General features: G+C 45.5%; 13 protein-coding genes and 1 pseudogene. 6 read left to right on the plus strand and 8 right to left on the minus strand.

The features are described from left to right. The first annotated feature begins 151 nt into the window (after window positions 1-151). The 3 genes from F6J99_RS22455 (at window position 152) to F6J99_RS22465 (ending at window position 2,310) form a co-directional block, all read left to right on the plus strand. Window positions 152-556 carry a hypothetical protein gene (locus F6J99_RS22455; protein ID WP_365973916.1) on the plus strand — a complete coding sequence of 135 codons (405 nt, stop codon included), beginning with the start codon at window positions 152-154 and terminating at the stop codon, window positions 554-556. Between the two features lie 58 nt (window positions 557-614). Further along, on the plus strand, window positions 615-1,280 hold the full coding sequence (locus F6J99_RS22460) for a DUF2808 domain-containing protein (RefSeq protein ID WP_293115479.1): 666 nt from the start codon (window positions 615-617) through the stop codon (window positions 1,278-1,280). A gap of 232 nt (window positions 1,281-1,512) precedes the next feature. Beyond that, a complete protein-coding gene (locus F6J99_RS22465; protein ID WP_070396372.1) occupies window positions 1,513-2,310 on the plus strand; it encodes a PhzF family phenazine biosynthesis protein in 798 nt (265 codons plus the stop codon). A 198-nt stretch (window positions 2,311-2,508) separates the two neighbouring features. Here the strand turns inward: F6J99_RS22465 and F6J99_RS22470 are convergent, their stop codons facing one another. Next, window positions 2,509-3,732, minus strand: coding sequence for a quinone-dependent dihydroorotate dehydrogenase (locus tag F6J99_RS22470; protein ID WP_293115481.1), 1,224 nt, complete (start codon window positions 3,730-3,732; stop codon window positions 2,509-2,511). 507 nt (window positions 3,733-4,239) lie between these two features. Beyond that, entirely contained in the window at window positions 4,240-4,713 is a 474-nt protein-coding gene (locus F6J99_RS22475) for a Fur family transcriptional regulator (RefSeq protein ID WP_293066601.1), read from the minus strand. A gap of 550 nt (window positions 4,714-5,263) precedes the next feature. Here F6J99_RS22475 and F6J99_RS22480 point away from each other — a divergent pair. Next, on the plus strand, window positions 5,264-7,576 hold the full coding sequence (locus F6J99_RS22480) for a S8 family serine peptidase (RefSeq protein WP_293115483.1): 2,313 nt from the start codon (window positions 5,264-5,266) through the stop codon (window positions 7,574-7,576). A gap of 81 nt (window positions 7,577-7,657) precedes the next feature. Here F6J99_RS22480 and F6J99_RS22485 read toward each other — a convergent pair whose 3' ends face one another. The 3 genes and pseudogenes from F6J99_RS22485 to F6J99_RS22495 all read right to left on the minus strand — a co-directional run bounded on the left by F6J99_RS22485 (window position 7,658) and on the right by F6J99_RS22495 (window position 14,721). Further along, the gene (locus F6J99_RS22485) at window positions 7,658-12,376 is read right to left on the minus strand and encodes a caspase family protein (protein ID WP_293115495.1); all 4,719 of its coding nucleotides are present in this window, start codon (window positions 12,374-12,376) and stop codon (window positions 7,658-7,660) included. Between the two features lie 417 nt (window positions 12,377-12,793). Next, window positions 12,794-12,937: pseudogene (locus tag F6J99_RS22490) on the minus strand (IS5/IS1182 family transposase); the annotation flags it as partial. Window positions 12,938-13,425: 488 nt separating this feature from the next. Next, complete coding sequence (locus F6J99_RS22495; protein ID WP_365973919.1) at window positions 13,426-14,721, minus strand: amidohydrolase family protein; 1,296 nt, start codon at window positions 14,719-14,721, stop codon at window positions 13,426-13,428. Between the two features lie 65 nt (window positions 14,722-14,786). Here F6J99_RS22495 and F6J99_RS22500 point away from each other — a divergent pair, with 65 nt between their 5' ends. Continuing rightward, window positions 14,787-14,948 carry a hypothetical protein gene (locus F6J99_RS22500; protein WP_293115485.1) on the plus strand — a complete coding sequence of 54 codons (162 nt, stop codon included), beginning with the start codon at window positions 14,787-14,789 and terminating at the stop codon, window positions 14,946-14,948. Between the two features lie 42 nt (window positions 14,949-14,990). Here F6J99_RS22500 and F6J99_RS22505 read toward each other — a convergent pair whose 3' ends face one another. The 3 genes from F6J99_RS22505 to F6J99_RS22515 form a co-directional block, all read right to left on the minus strand. Then, window positions 14,991-17,264 carry a TOMM precursor leader peptide-binding protein gene (locus F6J99_RS22505; RefSeq protein WP_293115487.1) on the minus strand — a complete coding sequence of 758 codons (2,274 nt, stop codon included), beginning with the start codon at window positions 17,262-17,264 and terminating at the stop codon, window positions 14,991-14,993. A gap of 672 nt (window positions 17,265-17,936) precedes the next feature. After that, window positions 17,937-18,266 carry a hypothetical protein gene (locus tag F6J99_RS22510; RefSeq protein ID WP_293115489.1) on the minus strand — a complete coding sequence of 110 codons (330 nt, stop codon included), beginning with the start codon at window positions 18,264-18,266 and terminating at the stop codon, window positions 17,937-17,939. Window positions 18,267-18,828: 562 nt separating this feature from the next. Then, window positions 18,829-18,963: a hypothetical protein gene (locus tag F6J99_RS22515; RefSeq protein ID WP_293115491.1), complete on the minus strand. Its 135-nt coding sequence runs from the start codon at window positions 18,961-18,963 to the stop codon at window positions 18,829-18,831. A 410-nt stretch (window positions 18,964-19,373) separates the two neighbouring features. Between F6J99_RS22515 and F6J99_RS22520 the strand changes: the two genes are divergently transcribed. Next, window positions 19,374-20,570: transposase (locus tag F6J99_RS22520; RefSeq protein ID WP_293115493.1), on the plus strand; the 1,197-nt coding region annotated here is incomplete at its 3' end.

Consider the following 20,570-nt stretch of genomic DNA (forward strand, 5'->3'; position numbering starts at 1 on the left):
AATCCGTTCTAAAAGAGAAGTACCCACTGACAAGGGACTACTACGCGAGGAGCCGGATGAGGCGAAAGCTTCATGTCCGGTTCTGGAGACGAGTCGGGGAGGCGACTCCTCGGCTTAGTTTAATAACGAAGGATTTAAGCAGAACTCCAATATGGGGCGATTGAACAATCAAGAATTTGTTCAAATCCCTTTAGGGAAGCTAAAGGATAGACTTTCCCAATTATGCGACTTGTACAAAATTAGGCTCGAAATAACAGAAGAAGCCTATACCAGCAAAGCTTCTTACCTTGATGGTGACTCCCTGCCCAACTTCGGTGAGAAGCCGGACGGGTGGAAAGCATCGGGGCGAAGAGTTAAACGGGGACTCTACAGGTCTGCTGACAGATCAATTATTAATGCCGATCTCAACGGCAGCGCAAACATCCTGCGAAAAGTAGCCAGAAAGCTAGACCTAGATCTAGCAAGACTGGGTAGGCGGTGCTTGACGACCGTAGCGAGGATTAGGCTTTGGGTGCTACCTCAGTCTAACCTGTCTGCAGAATCCCCGCGCCCTTAGCGACCGGGGAGTGTCAACTTAGAATTATCTAATAACAAGAATCATCAGTAGTGTCAACATGTTAGATGGTGAAATCAAAGAAAAGACGGCGTCATATACGGTCACCTCATGCTTCCTCCTAGCTCTAAAAATATTTGGCTTTCGTGGGTCCCTTCTGTTTTCCGTAAAATTTATCAAAATTACTATAGCCTTAGTCTTATCCTTAGTAATTTTAGATACTCCCTCAACCCCAGCCGTTCAGTTAGCCGATGGCAGAGTTTCATTTGAGAAATCTCCTAGGTTGTTGGATGCAGTAACTACGTTTAATCAAGCTGATGTGCGAGGAGGAACATACTATTTCACCGTGGACTTACCAGGGGATATTGGTGAACCACTCCAAAGATTAACCATTAATCAGCGTCAAGGAGGATATAAGATTCGATTCTATCCCGAGAAATCCTCAGCATTTGAAGGAACCTACCAAGACCGGGGTCAGCCGTTATCTCTGGGGAGGGTCACAAAAGACGACTCAACCAAAACTATTTCCGTTACCTTCGATCCACCAGTAAACCCAGGAAAAACCATTACCGTTGGGCTTCGTCCTGTTCGCAACCCACGATGGGGTGGTGTCTATCTGTTTGGAGTTACAGCTTTCCCCCCTGGAAATAATCCCTATGGTTTATATTTAGGTGTTGGACGTTTACAATTCTACTCTCCAGCGGGAGACAGGCTCAATTTTAGATAATATCTTCGGAAAATTTCTGGCATGTTAATTGTTATACCAAAGGGAACAGCGGATCTGGGAACAGGGAGTAGGGAAAAGGGAACAAAAATTATCACAATTCCTACACGGATTGGTATAGTGAATTGGGAATTTTAAATGGTTAATGATTAAGTGACACTTAACAATTTAAAATTAACACAATCAAGCATTTGAAAAGTAATTAACTAAACTTGATTTAACCTTTTGCCTGATTATGGGACAAACCATTATTCAAGTAGACGCTTTCACCAGTAAACCCTTTACAGGAAATCCTGCTGCTATCTGTGTTTTACCAACTGCTCAAGATGACAGCTGGATGCAAAACCTAGCGCAAGAGATGAATTTATCGGAAACCGCATTTATAGTCAAGCAAGACGATGGTTTCAATTTGCGTTGGTTTACACCGACAGTGGAAGTCCCCTTATGCGGTCACGCCACCCTAGCTAGTGCTCATGTTCTCTGGTCAGAGGGACATGTGTCTCCTGATCAAACGATTCGGTTCTACACCAAGAGTGGATTGCTGATCGCTCAGCGCCAGGGTGAGTGGATTCAACTCGATTTCCCGGTGAATCCCTCAGAAGTTATCAGTACTCCAGAACAACTCAGCCAAACCTTGGGTATACCCATCAAGTGGGTTGGCAAAAATGCCCTAGGCTATTTGGTCGAGGTCGAGTCGGAAGAATTGGTCAAGCAAATGCAGCCCAATTTCCAACTGATGAGAACCTTACCTCTGTCTGCAGTAATTGTTACTAGTTGGGCTGACAATGATTCAGAATACGACTTTGTTTCCCGATTCTTTGCCCCCAGATTGGGAATTGATGAAGACCCAGTTACAGGGTCTGCCCATTGTTGTCTCGCTCCCTTCTGGCGCGAACGTAATAGTAAAGATCAGTTCTTAGCCTACCAAGCCTCCTCTCGGGGTGGTGTAGTAAAGGTTAACTATACCGGTAGCGATCGCGTTTTTCTGAGTGGACAAGCAGTTACTATCCTGCGCTCAGAATTGGTAATCTGAATTTTTGAATTAAGAATGTAGAATTAAGAATTAAAAATGTAGAATGTAGAATGCACAATTAAGAATGTAGAATTCTACATTCGGCCTTCTACATTCGGCCTTCTACATTCTGCATTCTGACAGACAACCTTGGCCAAAAGGCCACACTACGCGAACAACCTTAAACCTTAAACCTTAAACCCTTCAACCACACCACCTTCAACCAGACCCAGAACCAACTGCCTCAGAAATTGAACTCATGCTTCTTTCCTCCAACTTCTGCAACAGCCCTTGCAGAATCTGCCTTACCATCCATGGACCGTTATAAATCCAACCCGTGTACACCTGAATTAGACTAGCACCTGCAGTAATCTTCTCCCAAGCATCCTCCGCCGTAAAAATGCCTCCAACCCCTATAATCGGTAAGCTTCCTTGAGTTTCCTGCCAGATAAACCGAATTACATCTGTAGAACGTTGACGCAAAGGAGCTCCACTAATCCCCCCAGCTTCTTCCGTTACCGGTTTGCCCGTTGCCGCAATCTGTTGTGTTTTCAGCAGATCCCGACGGATAGTAGTGTTAGTGGCAATAATCCCAGCTAATCCATAGGTTTGCGCAAGCTCAAGAACATCTGCGATCGCATTCCACTCTAAATCCGGAGCAATCTTAACCAGAATCGGCTTTTGGGAAACATTTTCCTGTTGCAGAGCATCTAAGATCAGACTAAGTTGACTGGCATCCTGAAGCGATCGCAAACCTGGTGTATTCGGTGAACTCACATTCACCACAAAGTAATCCCCCAATTCCCTCAACAGCCCAAAACTCGACCGATAGTCATCTGCTGCCTCTGGTAGGGGTGTTACTTTAGATTTACCTAGATTAATGCCAATCGGAATAGTTAAACCTGAAGCTTGGATCCGGTTTTCTCTTCCGGTAGGTTGTTCGTCCTTGGCTTTCTCTTCCGGTAAGTTCTTTTCTAAACCTGCAACCCTTAACCTGTTAACCTTCAACTGTTCTAATCGAGCCGCCATTGCTGTAGCTCCGAGATTATTAAATCCCATCCGATTCAGAGCAGCTTTGTCCTCTACCAAGCGAAATAAACGAGGACGAGGATTTCCCGATTGACCATGAAAGGTTACAGTACCCAGTTCAGCAAAGCCAAACCCTAAGCTTCCCCAAATTCCAGCAGCCACACCATCTTTATCAAATCCTGCTGCTAAACCCATAGGGTTGGGGAAGTTTACTCCCCATAGGGTTTGTTCGAGGCGAGCATCATTTAGGCAAAACCTTTGCTGTAATTGACCCTTAACCCAGTGACCTAGAGTAGATTCCTGATTCGATGACAGCCAGCTCAATAGCGCTAGAGTTCTATTGTGTAACCATTCTGGATCTGTCTTCAACCCAGAAAAGAGAATTGGACGAATGGTAGATTGGTAAATATCCATAATACTGAGTGAGTCAGTAGCTCAGTGGGTCAGTAGATCAGCGAGTCAGTAGATCAGTGCTGAACAAATACTCCACCATCTGGCTAGTTGTTAATAACAACTGTGGATTTAATTCGATTTTTGGCGTTGCTGAATTGAAGTATGAATGCGCGATTGTTTGGCTTTGGTCAAGCCCCCTAAATCCCCCAATTTTGGGGGACTTTGAGAGTTTTGTTCCCCCGCCGGTGCGCTTTCCGCATCTAATTATTAAATTCGCCACGGGTCGCACCGCAAAATTGGGGGGCTAGGGGGGCAAAATCATACCCAGAATCAGCAACGCCCAATTTTTTACCCCATTCAAACGTCATACTTTGATTCATTCTTTGATTAATTAGTTGCGTTATGACCAAACCCTAACAAAAGTCCGCTGTTTGAGTAACTAAAATGACATTTTGATCACTGAGGTACAGTCAATTTTCGCAACCCCTACTCCCTACTCCCTACTCCCTACTCCCTACTCCCTACTCCCTACTCCCTCAAACCACCCGACGGGGAGTTAGGTGATCCCTCCTGACGGTAACCATAAAAATCAATCCGATATTCCGTAATCTTTACACCAGTTTGTTCCTCAATTTGCTTGAGCAAGTTTTCCGGTAGTTCTACATAAACATCAAGAATCTGGTTTGTATCCAGGCAATTGACATGGCTATGAGTATCGCTGATATTGCCGTACAACCGTCCATCCGAGCGCTCAATACATTCAATAATACCTTGACTGGATAGGGCATCTAAATTCTGGTAAACAGAAGTATGACCAATAACTTTCCCTTGTTGATTCAATCGGTCATAAATGTCTCGCGCTGACAGATGGTCTTTAGCTTCCCATAACAGTTCTAGAATGAAGCGACGTTGACGACTCAAACGCATACCCAGGGTCTGACACTTGTCGATAGCATCTTCTAGTGAACGAATTGGTTTAGCAGCTGCCGCTTCTTTTTCCATGACATGAGTTGATGAGTTTAACCAAAAGGAATCCCCTATAAATCTACTGATAGCTCAGCCAGCTATCCACTTAAGCCAGGGCAAGGCTCTTGTGTGATCGGGAACCAGGAACGGGAAAAGGTAAACGGGGAATACTTTCTGTTCTCAAGTTCCCTGTTCTCAAGTTTTTCCTTGACCTTGAATGCCCCTGTTTAAATTAATTTTCAGTTAAATTTGGTAGCCCTAAGCCTTATATCCTATATTTTACTACAAAATCCTGAACTACCCCACCCTACCATCTAGATGTGCTCTGCTTAGCCATCGGACAAGATCCAGGTGTCTCAACTAAGCCATTGCTCTTAACAGCAGCTACTGCAGAAAGGCAACTGAGCTATAACGGAAGTATATCACCTTTAAAAAAACTTTGAGAAAAAATCTGGAATTCTTCAGGGTCAATGGGTAGTTGACTGTATTGCTCAGAAACACTCACATCAACCTGATTCTTAAACAAAAGCTAAGACAGACTCCTCTCTATCGAGCCAATTATAAAACATAATCAGAAATTAACAGAATGGAAAACACAGAAAGTCAAGAACCAATGGTTCCAGGTATGACCAATGGTGGAGCAACTACCAATGGCATGTCATTAGGAGAAATGGGTGATGACCAGATGTCATCCTTTGACATGAATGCTGTATCCAGTCAAGGCAATACACCCACAGCAGTGCCAATGAGTTCATCTGCCCCAGAGAGTGACATGGAGAACGTGCTGGTAGAAATCCGAGCACCTAAGGGTCAAGGGGCTAACGTGTTTTTATACATGGCAGGAAGTTTCAGGGTTCCTAGCTTCCAAATCGATTATGACTACGAGCCAGTATCAATGAATCCTGAGACACCGGAACTAGCGATGCAACTCCAAGCATCTAATGAAGAGGTGATCGTTGTCAAGGGCAAAGTTGCTCAAAACCAAATTGCCGCCCTGGAAGCCCAACCTAATGTGATCAAAGTCTGGCCAGACACCCCGATCGAACCCTTCAGCACTACCACCCTACAGCAAGAGTATCCCATGGTAGAACCGATGGCAGGGTTTGGTAGCTGTCCGATTGGTTCTTGTGACTGTAGGCCTGGTGTGGCTAAGGGAACGATGGCGGACGTAGCCAAGTATCTTGGGGTTGATCAAATTCACGCTGCTGGTTATAAAGGTCAAGGTATTGTTGTTGGTGTCGTTGATGGCGGGATTACAGCAGCTGGTCGTCCTGTGCGTCCCGGAGAACCCTCCAAGCGAATTCGCAATGTCATTGGTGGCTTCCACCGCAGCGTGGAATGGGGGACTCAAGCTCGTAGCTGGGGCGAACATGGCAATATGTGCGCTACAGACGTGTTGGGTATGGCTCCAGAAGCCAAGCTCTATGACTTTCCACTAGTAGGGAATGCTATCTCTAATGCCCTGGCAGCCTTCAATTGGGCAATTAAGCAATATAAAACTGACGGCACACCCCACATTCTCACCAATAGCTGGGGAATTTACCAGGAACAGTGGGATAAGACTTATGCCAGAAATCCTAACCATCCCTTCACCCGCAAAGTTGTGGAAGCCATCAATGAAGGGATTCTAGTTCTGTTTGCCGCTGGTAACTGTGGTGGAACCTGTCCTGATGGTCGTTGTGCCTCAGATTTCGGTCCTGGTAAAAGTATCTGGGGCGCGAATGGTCATCCCCTAGTGATGACAGTGGGCGCAGTTAACAAGAATGAACAGTTTGTCGGCTATAGCAGCCAAGGACCAGCGGCTTTGTCCCCCCAAAAGCCTGACTTCTGTTCCATCACCCACTTCCGGGGTTACTTCCCCTGTGATAACGGTACCTCGGCTGCCACACCCATTGCTGCTGGAGTAGTAGCCTTGCTCAAGCAAGCCAAGCCGAGCCTAACTCAGCAGGAAGTTAAGAAACTCCTGGAGAGTACTGCTAAAAATATTGGTTCTAAGGGATGGGATCAGCATTCCGGTACTGGCATTATTCAGCCCAAGGTAGCTTTTGACAAAATCAAAACTCCCCCCCCTCGCCCTCGCCCCAGTGAAGATACCTGGAGTGACTGGGAAAATCTAGGGGGCTATGGCCTATATAGCCCAGCGGCTGCTTCCTGGGGACCTAACCGCATTGACACCTTTGTGATTGGTACTGACCACGCTATGTATCACAAGTGGTGGGATGGCTCGGCTTGGCGTGGCTGGGAAAACTTAGGGGGTTACATTATTTCTGCACCCGCAGCGGTTTCTTGGGGAAATAACCGCATTGACACCTTTGTGGTTGGTAGCAATAATGCCCTGTACCGCAAGTGGTGGGATGGCGACTCTTGGCGTGGTTGGGAAAATCTAGGGGGCTACGGCCTGTATGCTCCAGCGGCTTCTTCCTGGGGACCTAACCGGCTTGACACTTTTGTGATTGGTACTGACCACGCCGTCTACCACAAGTGGTGGGATGGCTCGGCTTGGCGCGGCTGGGAAAACTTAGGAGGCTACTCTATTTCTGCACCCGCAGCAGTGTCTTGGGGTCCAAACCATATCGCTATCTTTACCATTGGTCGCGATCGCGCTCTATACTACAAGACCTGGAATGGTTCCATTTGGAGTCCATGGGAAAAACTGGGAGGCTACTGTCAATATGGTATAGCTGCTGTGTCCAGGGGAGTCAACCAGCTCGATTGTTTCGTGATTGGCTCCATGGGCAAGGTCTATTGCCGTTCCTGGGATGGTTCTGCCTGGAAAAATTGGAAAAACCTAGGTGGTTACAGCATTGCTGGGCTAGCAGCAGCATCTTGGGGACCTGACCGCCTTGATGTTTTTGTCGCCGCTGGTGATCATGCTCTCCACCACAAGTGGATGGGCTGAGGTAAAGCTTACTGATTAAGGAAGTGAAGGTAAAGAATTTTTAATTCTTTACCTTTAATTTTGAATGGTCACGCTACGGCGTTAAAAACTTTTATCTTTTGCAACTACTTTCTTTACATTGTCGCACAAGTGCCTATCGCTCTTTTCAACATTAGGATTATTCTGCAAATAATTGCGCACCCAATCGCAACTCCTCGCCATTAAAGAGTCTAAGTTTAAGTATAGATTCCAGAGTGTGATCGTGCCGTCACTATTTTCAAAAGCCAAGGTCTTGCCATCGCGGCTGATACTGAAGCTATTAACAGCTTCAGTATGCCCCTGGAGAGTGTAGATTTCGGTTCCTGTCTGTAGATCCCAGAGTTTGATGGTTTTGTCATAACTGCCAGAAGCTAAGGTCTTGCCATCGGGGCTGAAACTGACGCTATTGACAAGGTTAGTATGCCCGATGAGGGTGTGGATTTTGCTTCCTGTCTGTAGATCCCAGAGTATGATGGTTTGGTCATCACTGCCAGAAGCTAAGGTCTTGCCATCGGGGCTGAAACTGACGCTATTGACCAAGTCAGTATGCCCCTTGAGGGTGTGGATTTTGCTTCCTGTCTGTAGATCCCAGAGTATGATCGTGTGGTCATTACTGCCAGAAGCCAAGGTCTGGCCATCGGGGCTGAAACTGACGCTATTGACCGAGCCATAATGCCCGATGAGGGTGCTGATTACCTCGCCTGTCTCTAGATTCCAGAGTTTGATCTTTGCGTCATCATTGTTAGAAGCCAAGGTCTGGCCATCGGGGCTGAAACTGACGCTATTGACCGAGCCATAATGCCCGATGAGGGTGTCGATTACCTCGCCTGTCTCTAGATTCCAGAGTTTGATGGTGTTGTCCCAACGAGCAGAAGCCAAGGTCTTGCCATCGGGGCTGAAACTGAGGATATAGACCGGTTCATCACGCTCCTGGAGGGTGCCGATTACCTCACCTGTCTCTAGATTCCAGAGTTTGATGGTGTTGTCCCAACGAGCAGAAGCCAAGGTCTTGCCATCGGGGCTGAAACTGACCCTATTGACCGGTTCATCACGCTCCTGGAGGGTGTAGATTTTTCTTTCCGTCTCTAGATTCCAGAGTTTGATCGTGTTGTCAAGACTGCCAGAAGCCAAGGTCTTGCCATCCCGGCTGAAACTGAAGCTATTGACCAAGTCAGTATGCCCGATGAGGGTGCGGATTTCCCTTCCCGTCTCTAGATTCCAGAGTTTGATCTTTGCGTCATTACTGCCAGAAGCCAAGGTCTTGCCATCCCGGCTGAAACTGACGCTATAGAGCGAGTCATCATGCCAGATGAGGGTGGGGATTACCTTTTCCGTCTCTAGATTCGAGAGTTTGATGGTCTGGTCATTACTGCCAGAAGCCAAGGTCTGGCCATCCCGGCTGAAACTGACGCTATAGACCGAGTCATCATGCCCGATGAGGGTGCGGATTTCCCTTCCCGTCTCTAGATTCCAGAGTTTGATGGTGTTGTCACCACTGCTAGAACCAATAGCACCACTGCTAGAAGCCAAGGTCTGGCCATCCCGGCTGAAACTGACGCTATAGACCGAGTCATCATGCCCGATGAGGGTGCGGATTACCTTGCCTGTCAAAAGATTCCAGAGTTTGATGGTCTCGTCATAACTTTCAGAAGCCAAGGTCTTGCCATTGGGGCTGAAACTGACGTTATAGACCGATTCAGTATGCCCGATCAGGGTACGGATTTCCTCCCCTGTCAAAAGATTCCAGAGTTTGATGGTGTTGTCCCAACTGCCAGAAGCCAAGGTCTTGCCATCCCGGCTGAAACTGACGCTCGTGACCCATTCAGTATGCCCGATGAGGGTGTGGATTTCCTCCCCTGTCAAAAGATTCCAGAGTTTGATGGTGTTGTCATCACTGCCAGAAGCCAAGGTCTTGCCATCCCGGCTGAAACTGACGCTATTGACACCTTCAGTATGCCCGATGAGGGTGCGGATTACCTCGCCTGTCTCTAGATTCCAGAGTTTGATGGTGGTGTCATCACTGCCAGAAGCCAAGGTCTGGCCATCCCGGCTGAAACTGACGCTCTTGACACCTTCAGTATGCCCCTCCAAGCGGTTGCGTTCGCTGCCTTCATAAACAACTTTCTGCAGGGCACGCATCACCTGTAGGTCCGATGCCTTGTGTTTTTGTAGGATTTTTCCTGCCCTAATCCCCTCCACGAAAGCCTCGATTTCTTTATGTTCAGCAAACAGGGACAAAGAATTGCGACCGAGAGAATTGGCTCGATATAGTTCAAAGTTTCTCCATTGCATCGAAAAGGCAGCACGGAAAATCATTGCCCCCAAAAGAACTGAGCCAGCGATGCTCCAACCCACCATTGTGTTACGGCGTTTTTTTCTAACACTGCGCCGCACGAAATCAAATTCTACCTGGTTTAACCAGTTGTCCTCACAATTGAGTTCTTTATTCAATACATCGAGATAAGGATTAGCATTCCAAAGAAATTGTCCGGTTTTATCTCTCGAACTTTTTTGTTGATCCGGTGTCCGTTGCCACAATCGAGCCAAGTTCGTATTTTCGAGGGTGTTTATTTTGTTAAGAAAGTTTTCAGCAAGGTCAAGTCTCTCATCCAACCAATTAATTACAGCTTCAGCCTTGGCTTCAAAACCGGATGATTGTTTTTTGCTTTTAACACTTTGCCACTCCTCGGCTGCGGTCGTCAAGCGCCGTTGTAGAAGTAAATTTTCCTCATCCTGTTGTTTCCATCCCAGCAATCTTTGCCAACCCCGTACTAAAGCATCATGGGCTGGTTCGACATCAGGATTCCCCTCAGCATCTTGTCCTTTCACCAATAACCGTGCTTTGCTAAAACGCTCAATTACTTCCTTCACTAAACCATTTTTCGCTGGTGGATATTCCAATTCCGATAACGGTACGCGCCTACGGGCTAACTCACCCCCACCTAGTGCCACCATCCGCAGCATCACATGACGGATTACTTGCTCATAAGCGGGATTTTCTTGAACTAGCTTCTGATACTCTTTATCAGCCCTTTGAGTTAGCGATCGCATTACTCCCCCCAATTCTTGATAATCGGCTTGAGTCAAGGCCCGGTCAATAGTAATACCCCTGTCTTGTGCCTCCCGTTGCCGCCTTAAATACTTCAGGAATAATTCACTCAAGGCAAAAGACAGCAAGGGTAATGCTCCGGGCATATCCGCCACTTCATCAATTAATTTGTCTACTAAATCGTGGGGTTGAAAATACATTACCCGTGCTTGAGCCGGTTTCTCAATGGCTTCCCTTAGTTCCCCTCGTGTCATCGCCGGTACAATAAATCGTCCACTTTGCCAAAGATTTATCAGTACCGTAGTTCCCAATTGATTTAGTACTTCCGGTGCCAACTTTAAGCCCGCATCTTGGATTTGGGGTTCAAAATCAGAACGTAGGGTTAATACTACCCGTAATTTATCCCCATGGGCATTTATGGCTGTGAGTATCTGTTGGAAAAACGCCTGACGCTCATCTAAGTTTTGACAGAGTGTAATAATTTCTTCGCTTTGGTCAATAAACAGTAATAACTTAGAGTTGGGGTGATTTTTCGCCCAAACATCAATGCTCATTGCCAGGTTATGCTGGGGGTTTTGTGGCTCTACCCTTGGTAAGGTAGCATCAGTAAGCACATTATTTAACGGTTGCAAGGGCGTCTCACCAGGACGGATGGGTGGCAAAATACACCATTTCTCAGTATTATCTTGCCGTAGTTTGGGAATTAATCCTGCCTTGACCAAGCTAGACTTACCTGAACCGGAAGCACCCAACACCACTGTCAGGGGATGAGTTTTGACAAAATCTTCTAACTTTTCTACTAGTAATGTTCTACCGAAAAACAGTGAACTGTGTTTCTCGTCAAAGGAGTTTAAACCGCGATAGGGATTTTGTGACTCATCTAATGGTGGTGCGGGTGGTAAATTAAGTTCATGTCCGGGAGAAAGAAAGATATATTCTCCCTTATCGTGCTTATTTAAACACCAAATACCGGGCGTTTGTCGTAGACGGCATTTTTCTGTGGGAATTTCGACTCGATCCCGTAAATATAAATATAATTTTGTGGCTGTAATTACCCCATCTCCAGCGGGTTTACCATTTTGGGCAGGAGGATAGATATCTGCTGCCCCTTCGAGGGCTTCTAATAATGCACTAGCAAAAGGGGAATGATTGCCGAATTGACCGCGTTCGCTATCTAAATTAAAGTTATCTAAAGCCTTTTGGTCAGAAGCTGAGGAAGTAATAATTTGCCAGGCTGGGTCAGTAATAAAACGGTCGTATCGTTCTTGGTGAATTACTTCTGGCGAGGTTAATAAATCCCTGGTATTCGACCAACGGAAAGCACCAGCAAAACAGCAGTCGAGGATACCCAAAAAATGACGACAGGGTAATTGACTTAAAGCATCGTGTAACTTGGTCATGGGCAGATAACTATTAGTATCCCCCAGTAAAGCATCTTGAGGAATTAAGTAACCAGCCGGGCCATCATCCCCATTGAGAGCGACTCCATGACCAGCAAAGTAAAATAACAAGCGGTCATTTTCAGTGACTTGTTCTGGTAAGGTATGGGATAAAAATTTGTTAAACTTAGACAGAGTTGCCACTTCGTCTAGGCATTCCCAGACTTGGTAATCATGCTTTTTGCGGAGAATTTCCACTAGTTTTTTGGCATCGTTTACGGCAGTGTTGAGGGGAGCAATGCCGTTGGTGTAGTTATTGATACCGATGATAAAGGCGAGATTTCGGGAAAACATGTTCTGCAAAAAGCACTTATAAAGATAACTTGAATACTCTTGATTGGTAGCATCCCTGTCTTGATGCAGTCGTTCATGGGGGAAACCCCCTGTTCCCTTGCTGCATCGCTTTGGCAAATATATTTTTTTCTGTGGGCCGTATAATCACGCTCACACAGCAGTGAGATGCTCCCTATTTATTCCCCAAGATAATCTTTCGACTTTTCGCAGAAATTATTAGTTTCGTAATCAATCTTTACATATTGACTTTGTAGGGTAAGCTTATTGAATTTTGTATTAAAAACTACAGATTTCCGGTTTTTTGATAGTATAAAAAACCGGAAATCTGCTGGCTCAATGTCAATAAGCGGCCTCCATTATCAATAGACCTCTTGCAAAAGTCGTGATAGCCAACTAATTTTGACTCAAAGAAAGTTCCTAATTATAAATACCAGCAATCAAATTAAAACGTAGATAAAATCTTTGACGGCGATTACAGTATCTTTATGATAAAATTTTAAAAACTTTAAGAAAGCGATATACATGTTCAATAACAATTTTGAGAGAAGCTAAATCTCGATTTTATTTTTTCGGTTGTAAGCATTCAGGATTCAGGATTCAGGATTCAGGATTCAGCATTCAGCATTCAGCATTCAGCTGATGCGCTATGGGCAGGGTTATTGATGAGTAAACCGTTAAGAATAAAAGAGGTAAGCATTAGTTTAATCTGAGTTACTTCACAGGCTTCTAGCCTGTGCCACAAAGCTCTTCGCGTAGCGAACGAGGTTTATTTTAAGCTGACGGCTGACCGCTGACCGCTGAATGCTTAGTTATAAAGTTTGCGAATTGCTTTCAAAACTTGGAGTATAACCATGGCGCGATCGCTTTCAAAAAAGCTGAGAATCGGCATATATTGATAAGTTTGGGGATTACCCTAACCGATATAGATAAACTGATAAAGCAGACCATTAGTGGCTAATCCCCAAACAAATTATTGATGCTCTAGACTGTTGAAAGCATAAGTCAGTAATTGCGGTAAACCTGTTGATGCCTCAATGACTAATAACTTTTCACCCCAAACCATAAAAACGCATAGGATTATCCCAGAGGATCTTTTGCACTATCTTCTCGGATAGCTTGTCCTGAAGTCCTACCACTTGCTCAATAATCTTGGGATTGTGGTCTATGTGAGGGTAGTCAGAACCAAAGATCAAGTTATCAGAACCGATGTACTTGATAAGATCAGCTAGATAAGGCTCATCTGGCTCAATGGCAATGAAGCACTGGCGACGGAAATACTCTGAAGGCTTCATCCTTACATGGTCTTTCACCTCCCAGGCCAGTTGATCGTACTCTTCATCTAGCCGCCACAGCCAGTAGGGAAGCCAGCCGCAACCGGACTCAAGAAACCCTACTCTGAGATTGGGGTGGCGCTCTAATACTCCCCCTTCGATCAGTGCCAACATTGCCATCATGTGTTCCATAGGATGAGAGCAAGCATGCATGGCAAAACGGGTATTAAATCGATCTGCTCCAGTAGTCGGTAATCGAGCATGGCTACCCTCATGAATGCCAACTGCTATGCCCAGCCTCTCACACTCCGTCCAAAAGGGCTCATAGGCCGGGTCACTAAGCAGTCGTCCCTTAACCGGATTTGGTCGCACAAAGACAGCTTTCCAGCCAAACTCTGCGATCCGATGTAATTCCGACACCATGTTGCTCGGGTCGTGTAAACTAATCGCTCCTACCCCTTTCAGTAGTTGGGGGTCATAGCTGCAAAAGTCTCGTAACCAATTGTTGTAGGCACGGGTGAGGGCTGCTGCCAGTGACGGATCCATAGTATCGATCGCCAACATCCACAATCCTGTAGTTGGATACAGAAAGGAAATATCCACACCCATCCGCTTCATGGCCTTGACCTGAGAGTCTGGGCCAGAGCCTAGGTTTCTATTATAGGTAGCCTTGTTCCGGATTGCTACCTTAATTCCTTCAGCCCAGACAGCATCGGATATCTTATTATAAATTGTCTCACCCTCCACTCTCATATACTTAGTTGGAGGGGAAAAGATATCAATTTTCACAACCCCATCCTTTTGGGAGGGTTGATATCGATAGGGTGCATGACTTTTAAATGCAGGTTCCAGGTACTTCTCCCACATATCTATCGGTTCATTCACATGGCCATCGGCATCAATAATTTGATAGTCTTTCAGCATGGTTTTGCTATTGAAGGTTGAACGCGATTGCGTGGCCAAAGGCCAAGGTTCGATGTTGAAGGTTGAAGGTTTGATGTTGAAGGTTGAACGCGATTGCGTGGCCAAAGGCCAAGGTTCGATGTTGAAGGTTGAACGCGATTGCGTGGCCAAAGGCCAAGGTTCGATGTTGCAGGTTTGATGTTGCAGGTTTGATGTTGAAGGTTGAAGGTTGAAGGTTGAAAGTTCGATGTTGGGCGACTATAGCAGTTTCTCTTAAGGTAAAAATTATTTGTACCCTCTTGCCTCTTGCCTCTTGCCTCTTGCCTCTTGCCTCTTGCCTCTTTCCTGTTACCTACTCCCTACTCCCTACTCCCTACTCCCTGCTCCCTGCTCCCTAAAAAAATGTACCTCACCTAATTGAAAACCGCTATAGTTGCTGATCACAAGAACATCGGAAATGGGTTGAGTTGGTTTTCTTCGAGGGATTTTGGTAACTGACCCATCTGTACTGGCACATCATAAAGCCGTCCGGGAGCCCACCGTTTCCAAAAGTGTCGCAGACCAGGGACAATGACTTTGACAACATTAAGTCCGATATCGGGACGGGTTTGATCTAGAACCAGGGTTTCCATACCTTGCTTGGCAGCAATGTCTACACAGGTTTGAACATCGTCTCGCAGATCATCGCTGCTAAGTTGAGGATAATCGGTGTAGAGTTTTGGAGTAGTGTTTTCATCCGGTACCAGATACGGCTGATTCTCTAAAGTAGCCATTCGCCACCAGTCTATAGCTAACTGATCGGAGTAGTTGTATTTGGTGCTGCCATCCGGAGCTATGGATACAACCGCTGGAAGCACCTGGTTTAATTCCGTTAGCGATCGCATAATCCCAATTTTGGGGTCGAAATGAGCACCGAAGGCAAAAATAATATCTTCGAGAGCTTGATCAATCCTTCTGGAAAGAGCAGCAAAGGCAGGAATCCCTAAATCGCTAGTGAGATCCAGTACCCAGAGTTCACGGTTTAGGGAATGGTAATACTCCTTGAGAGCTATAAAATAGGGTTGGTTAAAACTGTATAAATCCACAGCTGGTCGTTTGAGGCGGTTATACCACCACAGCGCTACACTATCTCGCTCCACTAACTCCATGAATCCTTGTAGGATTGCTTCTTCTTTGGTGTTGCCAGCAGCAGTACCATTGGAGTCTGCCCAACAATCTGGTTTAGAGGGTTTCGGGTAACCGTAATAGCAGTAAGCTGTGGGTAAATACTTAAATGCTTTGTCAGTCAAAGACCAAATCGGTGTCCACTCAATCTCTCGTTCGGGATCAAAGGGTTCTGGAACCTTTTGAAAAAAGCTCGGACAAGTTTGATTCCAGTCCTGGCGGGTTTGGTATTGGCGATCGCTAAACAGCATACAAGCATTGGGGTGAATAGCCATATCCGCCATAGTCTTGTAGCTACCTTTGCGTCGAATTTCGTCTCCCTGAAACACACCAGAATATCTCTCAATCGCTTCCCCAAGGGCGCTGGCTTTGGCCTGAGCGTCAGTCTGTCCTTTGCCAGCACTTCTGCCACGCAGGTATTTCCGCAAGAAGTATAAACTATCCAACATGCTGGCAAAATTATGTCCAGCCACATAGTTAGGGGTCAAATCGCTTTTTAACTTAGAAACTTTAGTAATTCCTCTAATTGCTCCGATAATCGGACTGATATGGTGTTCGTATTGCTTAAAAGTTTTTTCTGGTGAAACACAACGGTGTCCACCATCAGCTGTAAAAGTTTTCTTCCGGCTTTCTAATAAAACGGGCATTGGGTCTCTATCTCCTAGATAGTCTGAGTCGCCACAAGCAGGACATTGAGGACGCTTGACCAGAGTGTGATTTTTGGTTTGTAAGGATATGGTGTCAAAGGTGACCAGAGTCCCTTTCTGGGATGGATGGTCTCCCTGAACAATCCATTTGGCGATTTCAGTAGCGGCTAGATTTAGTCCAGTCTGTAAAGTAGACGGTAGTAAAGAGCGAGAGGTTGGGAAAGCCGTCGATATACTGTTAGGTTGGCGATGTTTGCGCAGAAAATCTTCCACGGGGCGATTGGCTCGCAGCCGTTGGGCTAGACATTCCCAACACCCAGTTTTTCCAGGCTCGAAAATCGGACCAATCCAAATCATTTTGCCCACTGGCTTGACCAGCATCCACGGACGTTGGGACTGTAAAGCCTTTTGATTAAACCGATCAAGACCGACTTGGAGATAGTCATCGGTTAATACAACAGCAATGTCTCCCTCCTCAGCCACCTGAATATTAAGTGATTCCAGGATGGCGATCAAGGGTTGGGTTGGAACCGTGCCAAAGGAGGTTACTGAAACCTTAGTAGATTGCCAGCGGTTGGTGGCTGTCCTGTGATCAACATTCAGAAAATTCCAGAAAGCTGCTACCTCTGATGGCATATCCGAGGGCATAGGGTTATCGTTTTCCACGATATAGCCTTTCTTTTCCATCAGCATCAAGGCATAGTAAATCTCAGCCGTGGAAGCTTGGCCTTGCAGCAGGTTAATCATGTCTTCCACAGAATGCTCGCCATCAATTAAAGGAGCTAATTGTTCATAAAGATGACCATTGAGAACAAAATACTCTGACTCCGACAGCAGAAAGACACCAACCGATTCCACATCTTCGATATGAAAGCAAGGTTTAAATTTAGGTTTGTTCAGCATTGTTAGTTTTTCTCTTTTCTCTAGGGAGGCATACTATCGCAAAGGGAACAGGGAATCGGGAATCGGGAATCGGGAATCGGGAGTAGGGAATCGGGAGTAGGGAACAAAAATTCTCACAGCAGCCTTAACTATGGCAGCATTATCAGCGGGCTAACCTTTGACAATAAATCAATAGCTCTGTAACCTAGTAATTAGTTGAAGGAACTTAGCGGACTTGCTAAAGTTTAAGGTTGCTATAATTTAAGCAGGACATGCTACACTAGAAGTCAAGGGCTTAGCTTAAGCTGACTAGCCCTGTGAGATAGAATAGGTTTGATTGAGTAGGTGTACCGATACTCAATCTGATCCAACTAAGGCTGATCCAAATAAGGGACTAAGCAACGGGCAGGTAGAAAACGCCCGTTACCAGTCCAGATTGCCGGTAGCTAACCCCCCGTTAGAGGTAAAGCCGGTTAGAGATAAAAATTGATAGGTTTGTATCTGGTTGCTCTATTAGGGTAATCGCTGACCATGGCCTGGTTTAATCAGGCTTAATAAAGCGTTTACCCGATAGGGCTTTCCTATCCTAAAGTCCATTGCGACTCTGTGTGTTTGTTCAGACTGTTTGTTCAGACTGTTTGTTCAGACCTCTTCGGGGTAGTCAGCTAGTTTTCCCCAAAGCCACTAGGGATTTCACGAGGAACACATTGGAATGGGCGAGTCATTGATTAAGGTCTCTTCGACCCAACTACCAATCTGTGCGTCTGTGAGGTCGGTGGGCTTAGGAGGCAGATTAATTTCATAGATCATTGCCCCGCCATCAGCGCTTGTGAGGACTGGAGCGCCAGTAGAGCCCTGATTCACCACCACGTTCACGAAATCTTCTACCACTAGTCCCGCTTCCCGAAGAATGTCCGCAGGAGCACTGACAAAGCGCTTACGGAATTCTTCGTCGATCCAGGCTTTGGCGACAAGTTGGGAAATAGTGGTTTCTAGGGTTTTCCAATTTTCAGTCAATTTCATGTTGATTCTCCGGTACAAATTCTCCTGTACAAACTGAATTGTTCGTTGGAGTTTTTTGAGGTTTTTATCAACCGGTTTTATCAACTCCAAGAATACACAGTAGTTTTAACAAACCCTAAAAATTAGTCCACCGTACTAATGGGGTAAGTAAATTTACAGATATCTAGGAAATACAGCTAGGGATTTTGCCACGGATATCATGGCTGACACTAGACAAATCAAACCTACCGAAACCATAGTGAAATCTTGATTATGCCTAGGTAAGGTGCCCGTGTCACTACACCAAGTAAGGGAGATTAGTAGTAACTGAGCCTTAGGGTGAGATGTCAGTTATTTTACTTAGATTAATGAGTATATAAATATACTTTATAAGTATATAAACTTAATTAATTATTTCTTAATAATTTTACTCAGTCTCTATATATTGATAAAATTTAAAATTGATAAAAAATTAATTCTTTTTTATTATTTTTCGTAAATATTTGTGAGAATTAGTTGACGGAATGTGTTTCCAATGATCAGCTCAGCCTGTCAAAAAAAGTAATAGTTTAAAAACTATTTGTCAATTCCCCCATGGGGAATATTGCCAATTACCCGATGGGGAATACCCCTCTATAAGGGAACAGGAAATAGGGAATAGGGAATAGAGAATAGAGAAGAGAGAATAGGGATGCCCTGCATGAAGACAGGGAATCAAGGTCAAAAGACCTCTTGCAAAAATATTTTGAGTTATACTATAAAGTTTTGGGAAAATTAGATCTATTGTGTACTAGGCTTATATACAAAGAGAGTACAAAGCAAATTGGTTAGTCTTAAGCGTAGACTAAATCAAAAATTACTAAATTTGAAATAATACCACGAAATACTTTTGCAAGAGGTCTAAGAGGTTGTCTGAGAAGTCTCATTTGCTACATCCAAGCCCCCGTTGGTCCCCATCTGTAAAAAAGCGAAGCATCCGCTAATTCCCCCCAGAATTGATACCGCTGGCGAACTTAATATTTGTTTACAAAATAGTGAGCAGATGTGGAAAATATCCTTTGTTCGTCCTTGGTGTGGGACTATAAGTTGAAACAATTGTATTAGTTCTCAAACTCAGGAGTTGCCCCGATGTGCTTTAGAATTGAGAATATAGCACCGATACCGCAACAGACAGCAACCATTGCTCGCTCAGCTTTTCCCAAAGGGAGTATAGTAATGAGTATCAGGGATGAATTGGGTTTCTTATATAAGGATGAACAGTTCAGAGCCTTGTTTCCATCAAAGCGAGGGCAACCGGCATGGTCAGCTTGGAGGTTAGCGCTGATCACAGTAATGCAGTACATCGAGGACTTAACCGATACTCAAGCAGCCCAAGCGGTGCGAGGACGAATCGATTGGAAATATGCCTTAAGCTTACCCTTAGCAGACCCTGGCATCGATAGCTCAGTATTGAGCGAGTTTCGAGGTCGATTAGTGAAAGCCCAAGCCGAAGAGTTACTGTTGGAGCGACTCTTGGAACGATGTCAAGAGCGGGGATGGCTGAGTGGGGGTGGGGTGCAACGCAGTGACTCAACTCATGTGTTAGCAGCAATTCGGGTGATGCATCGTCTAGAAGTAGTGGGTGAGACCTTACGAGCAGCACTCAATAGTCTGGCTGTAGCAGTACCGCAATGGCTTCAGGAAAAAGTTCCGGTAGAGTGGTTTTCGCGCTATGGTAGTCGGGTTGAGGACTATCACATGCCCAAGGGTACCGATGAGCGCCAGCAGTTAGGGGAAACGATTGGTAGAGATGGTTATAGGCTGTTAGCTGCTGTATATGATCACGATGCCCCGGATTGGCTGGTAAAGTTGCCTGGGGTTGAGGTGTTGCGTCAGGTTTGGGTACAGCAGTTTCACATTGATGCAGACCAACAAGTACACTTCCGTCAACCCAACAATAGCCCCCCGTCGGCTCAATTAATTCACTCTCCCTACGATGTAGAAGCCCGATTCAGTCGCAAACGGGAAACTCAATGGGTGGGCTATAAGGTGCATCTGAGCGAAACCTGTGGTGAGAATGTCCCCCACCTGATTACCCATGTAGAGACTACTGTTGCCACCACAACCGATGTACAGGTAACTGATCGGATTCACCAAGGTCTTAAACAGCGTCAACTGCTACCATTAACTCATATTGTCGATACGGGTTATGTGAGTGCTGAGCAAATGCTCAATACTCAAGATACTGCTGGAATTGAGTTGCTGGCTCCGGTTTTACCCGATAGTAGTTGGCAAGCTCAAGCTGGTATTGGCTTTGATGTTGCTAACTTTACGATTGACTGGGAC

Source organism: Moorena sp. SIO4G3 (assembly GCF_010692305.1).
Taxonomy (GTDB): Bacteria; Cyanobacteriota; Cyanobacteriia; order Cyanobacteriales; family Coleofasciculaceae; genus Moorena; species Moorena producens_A.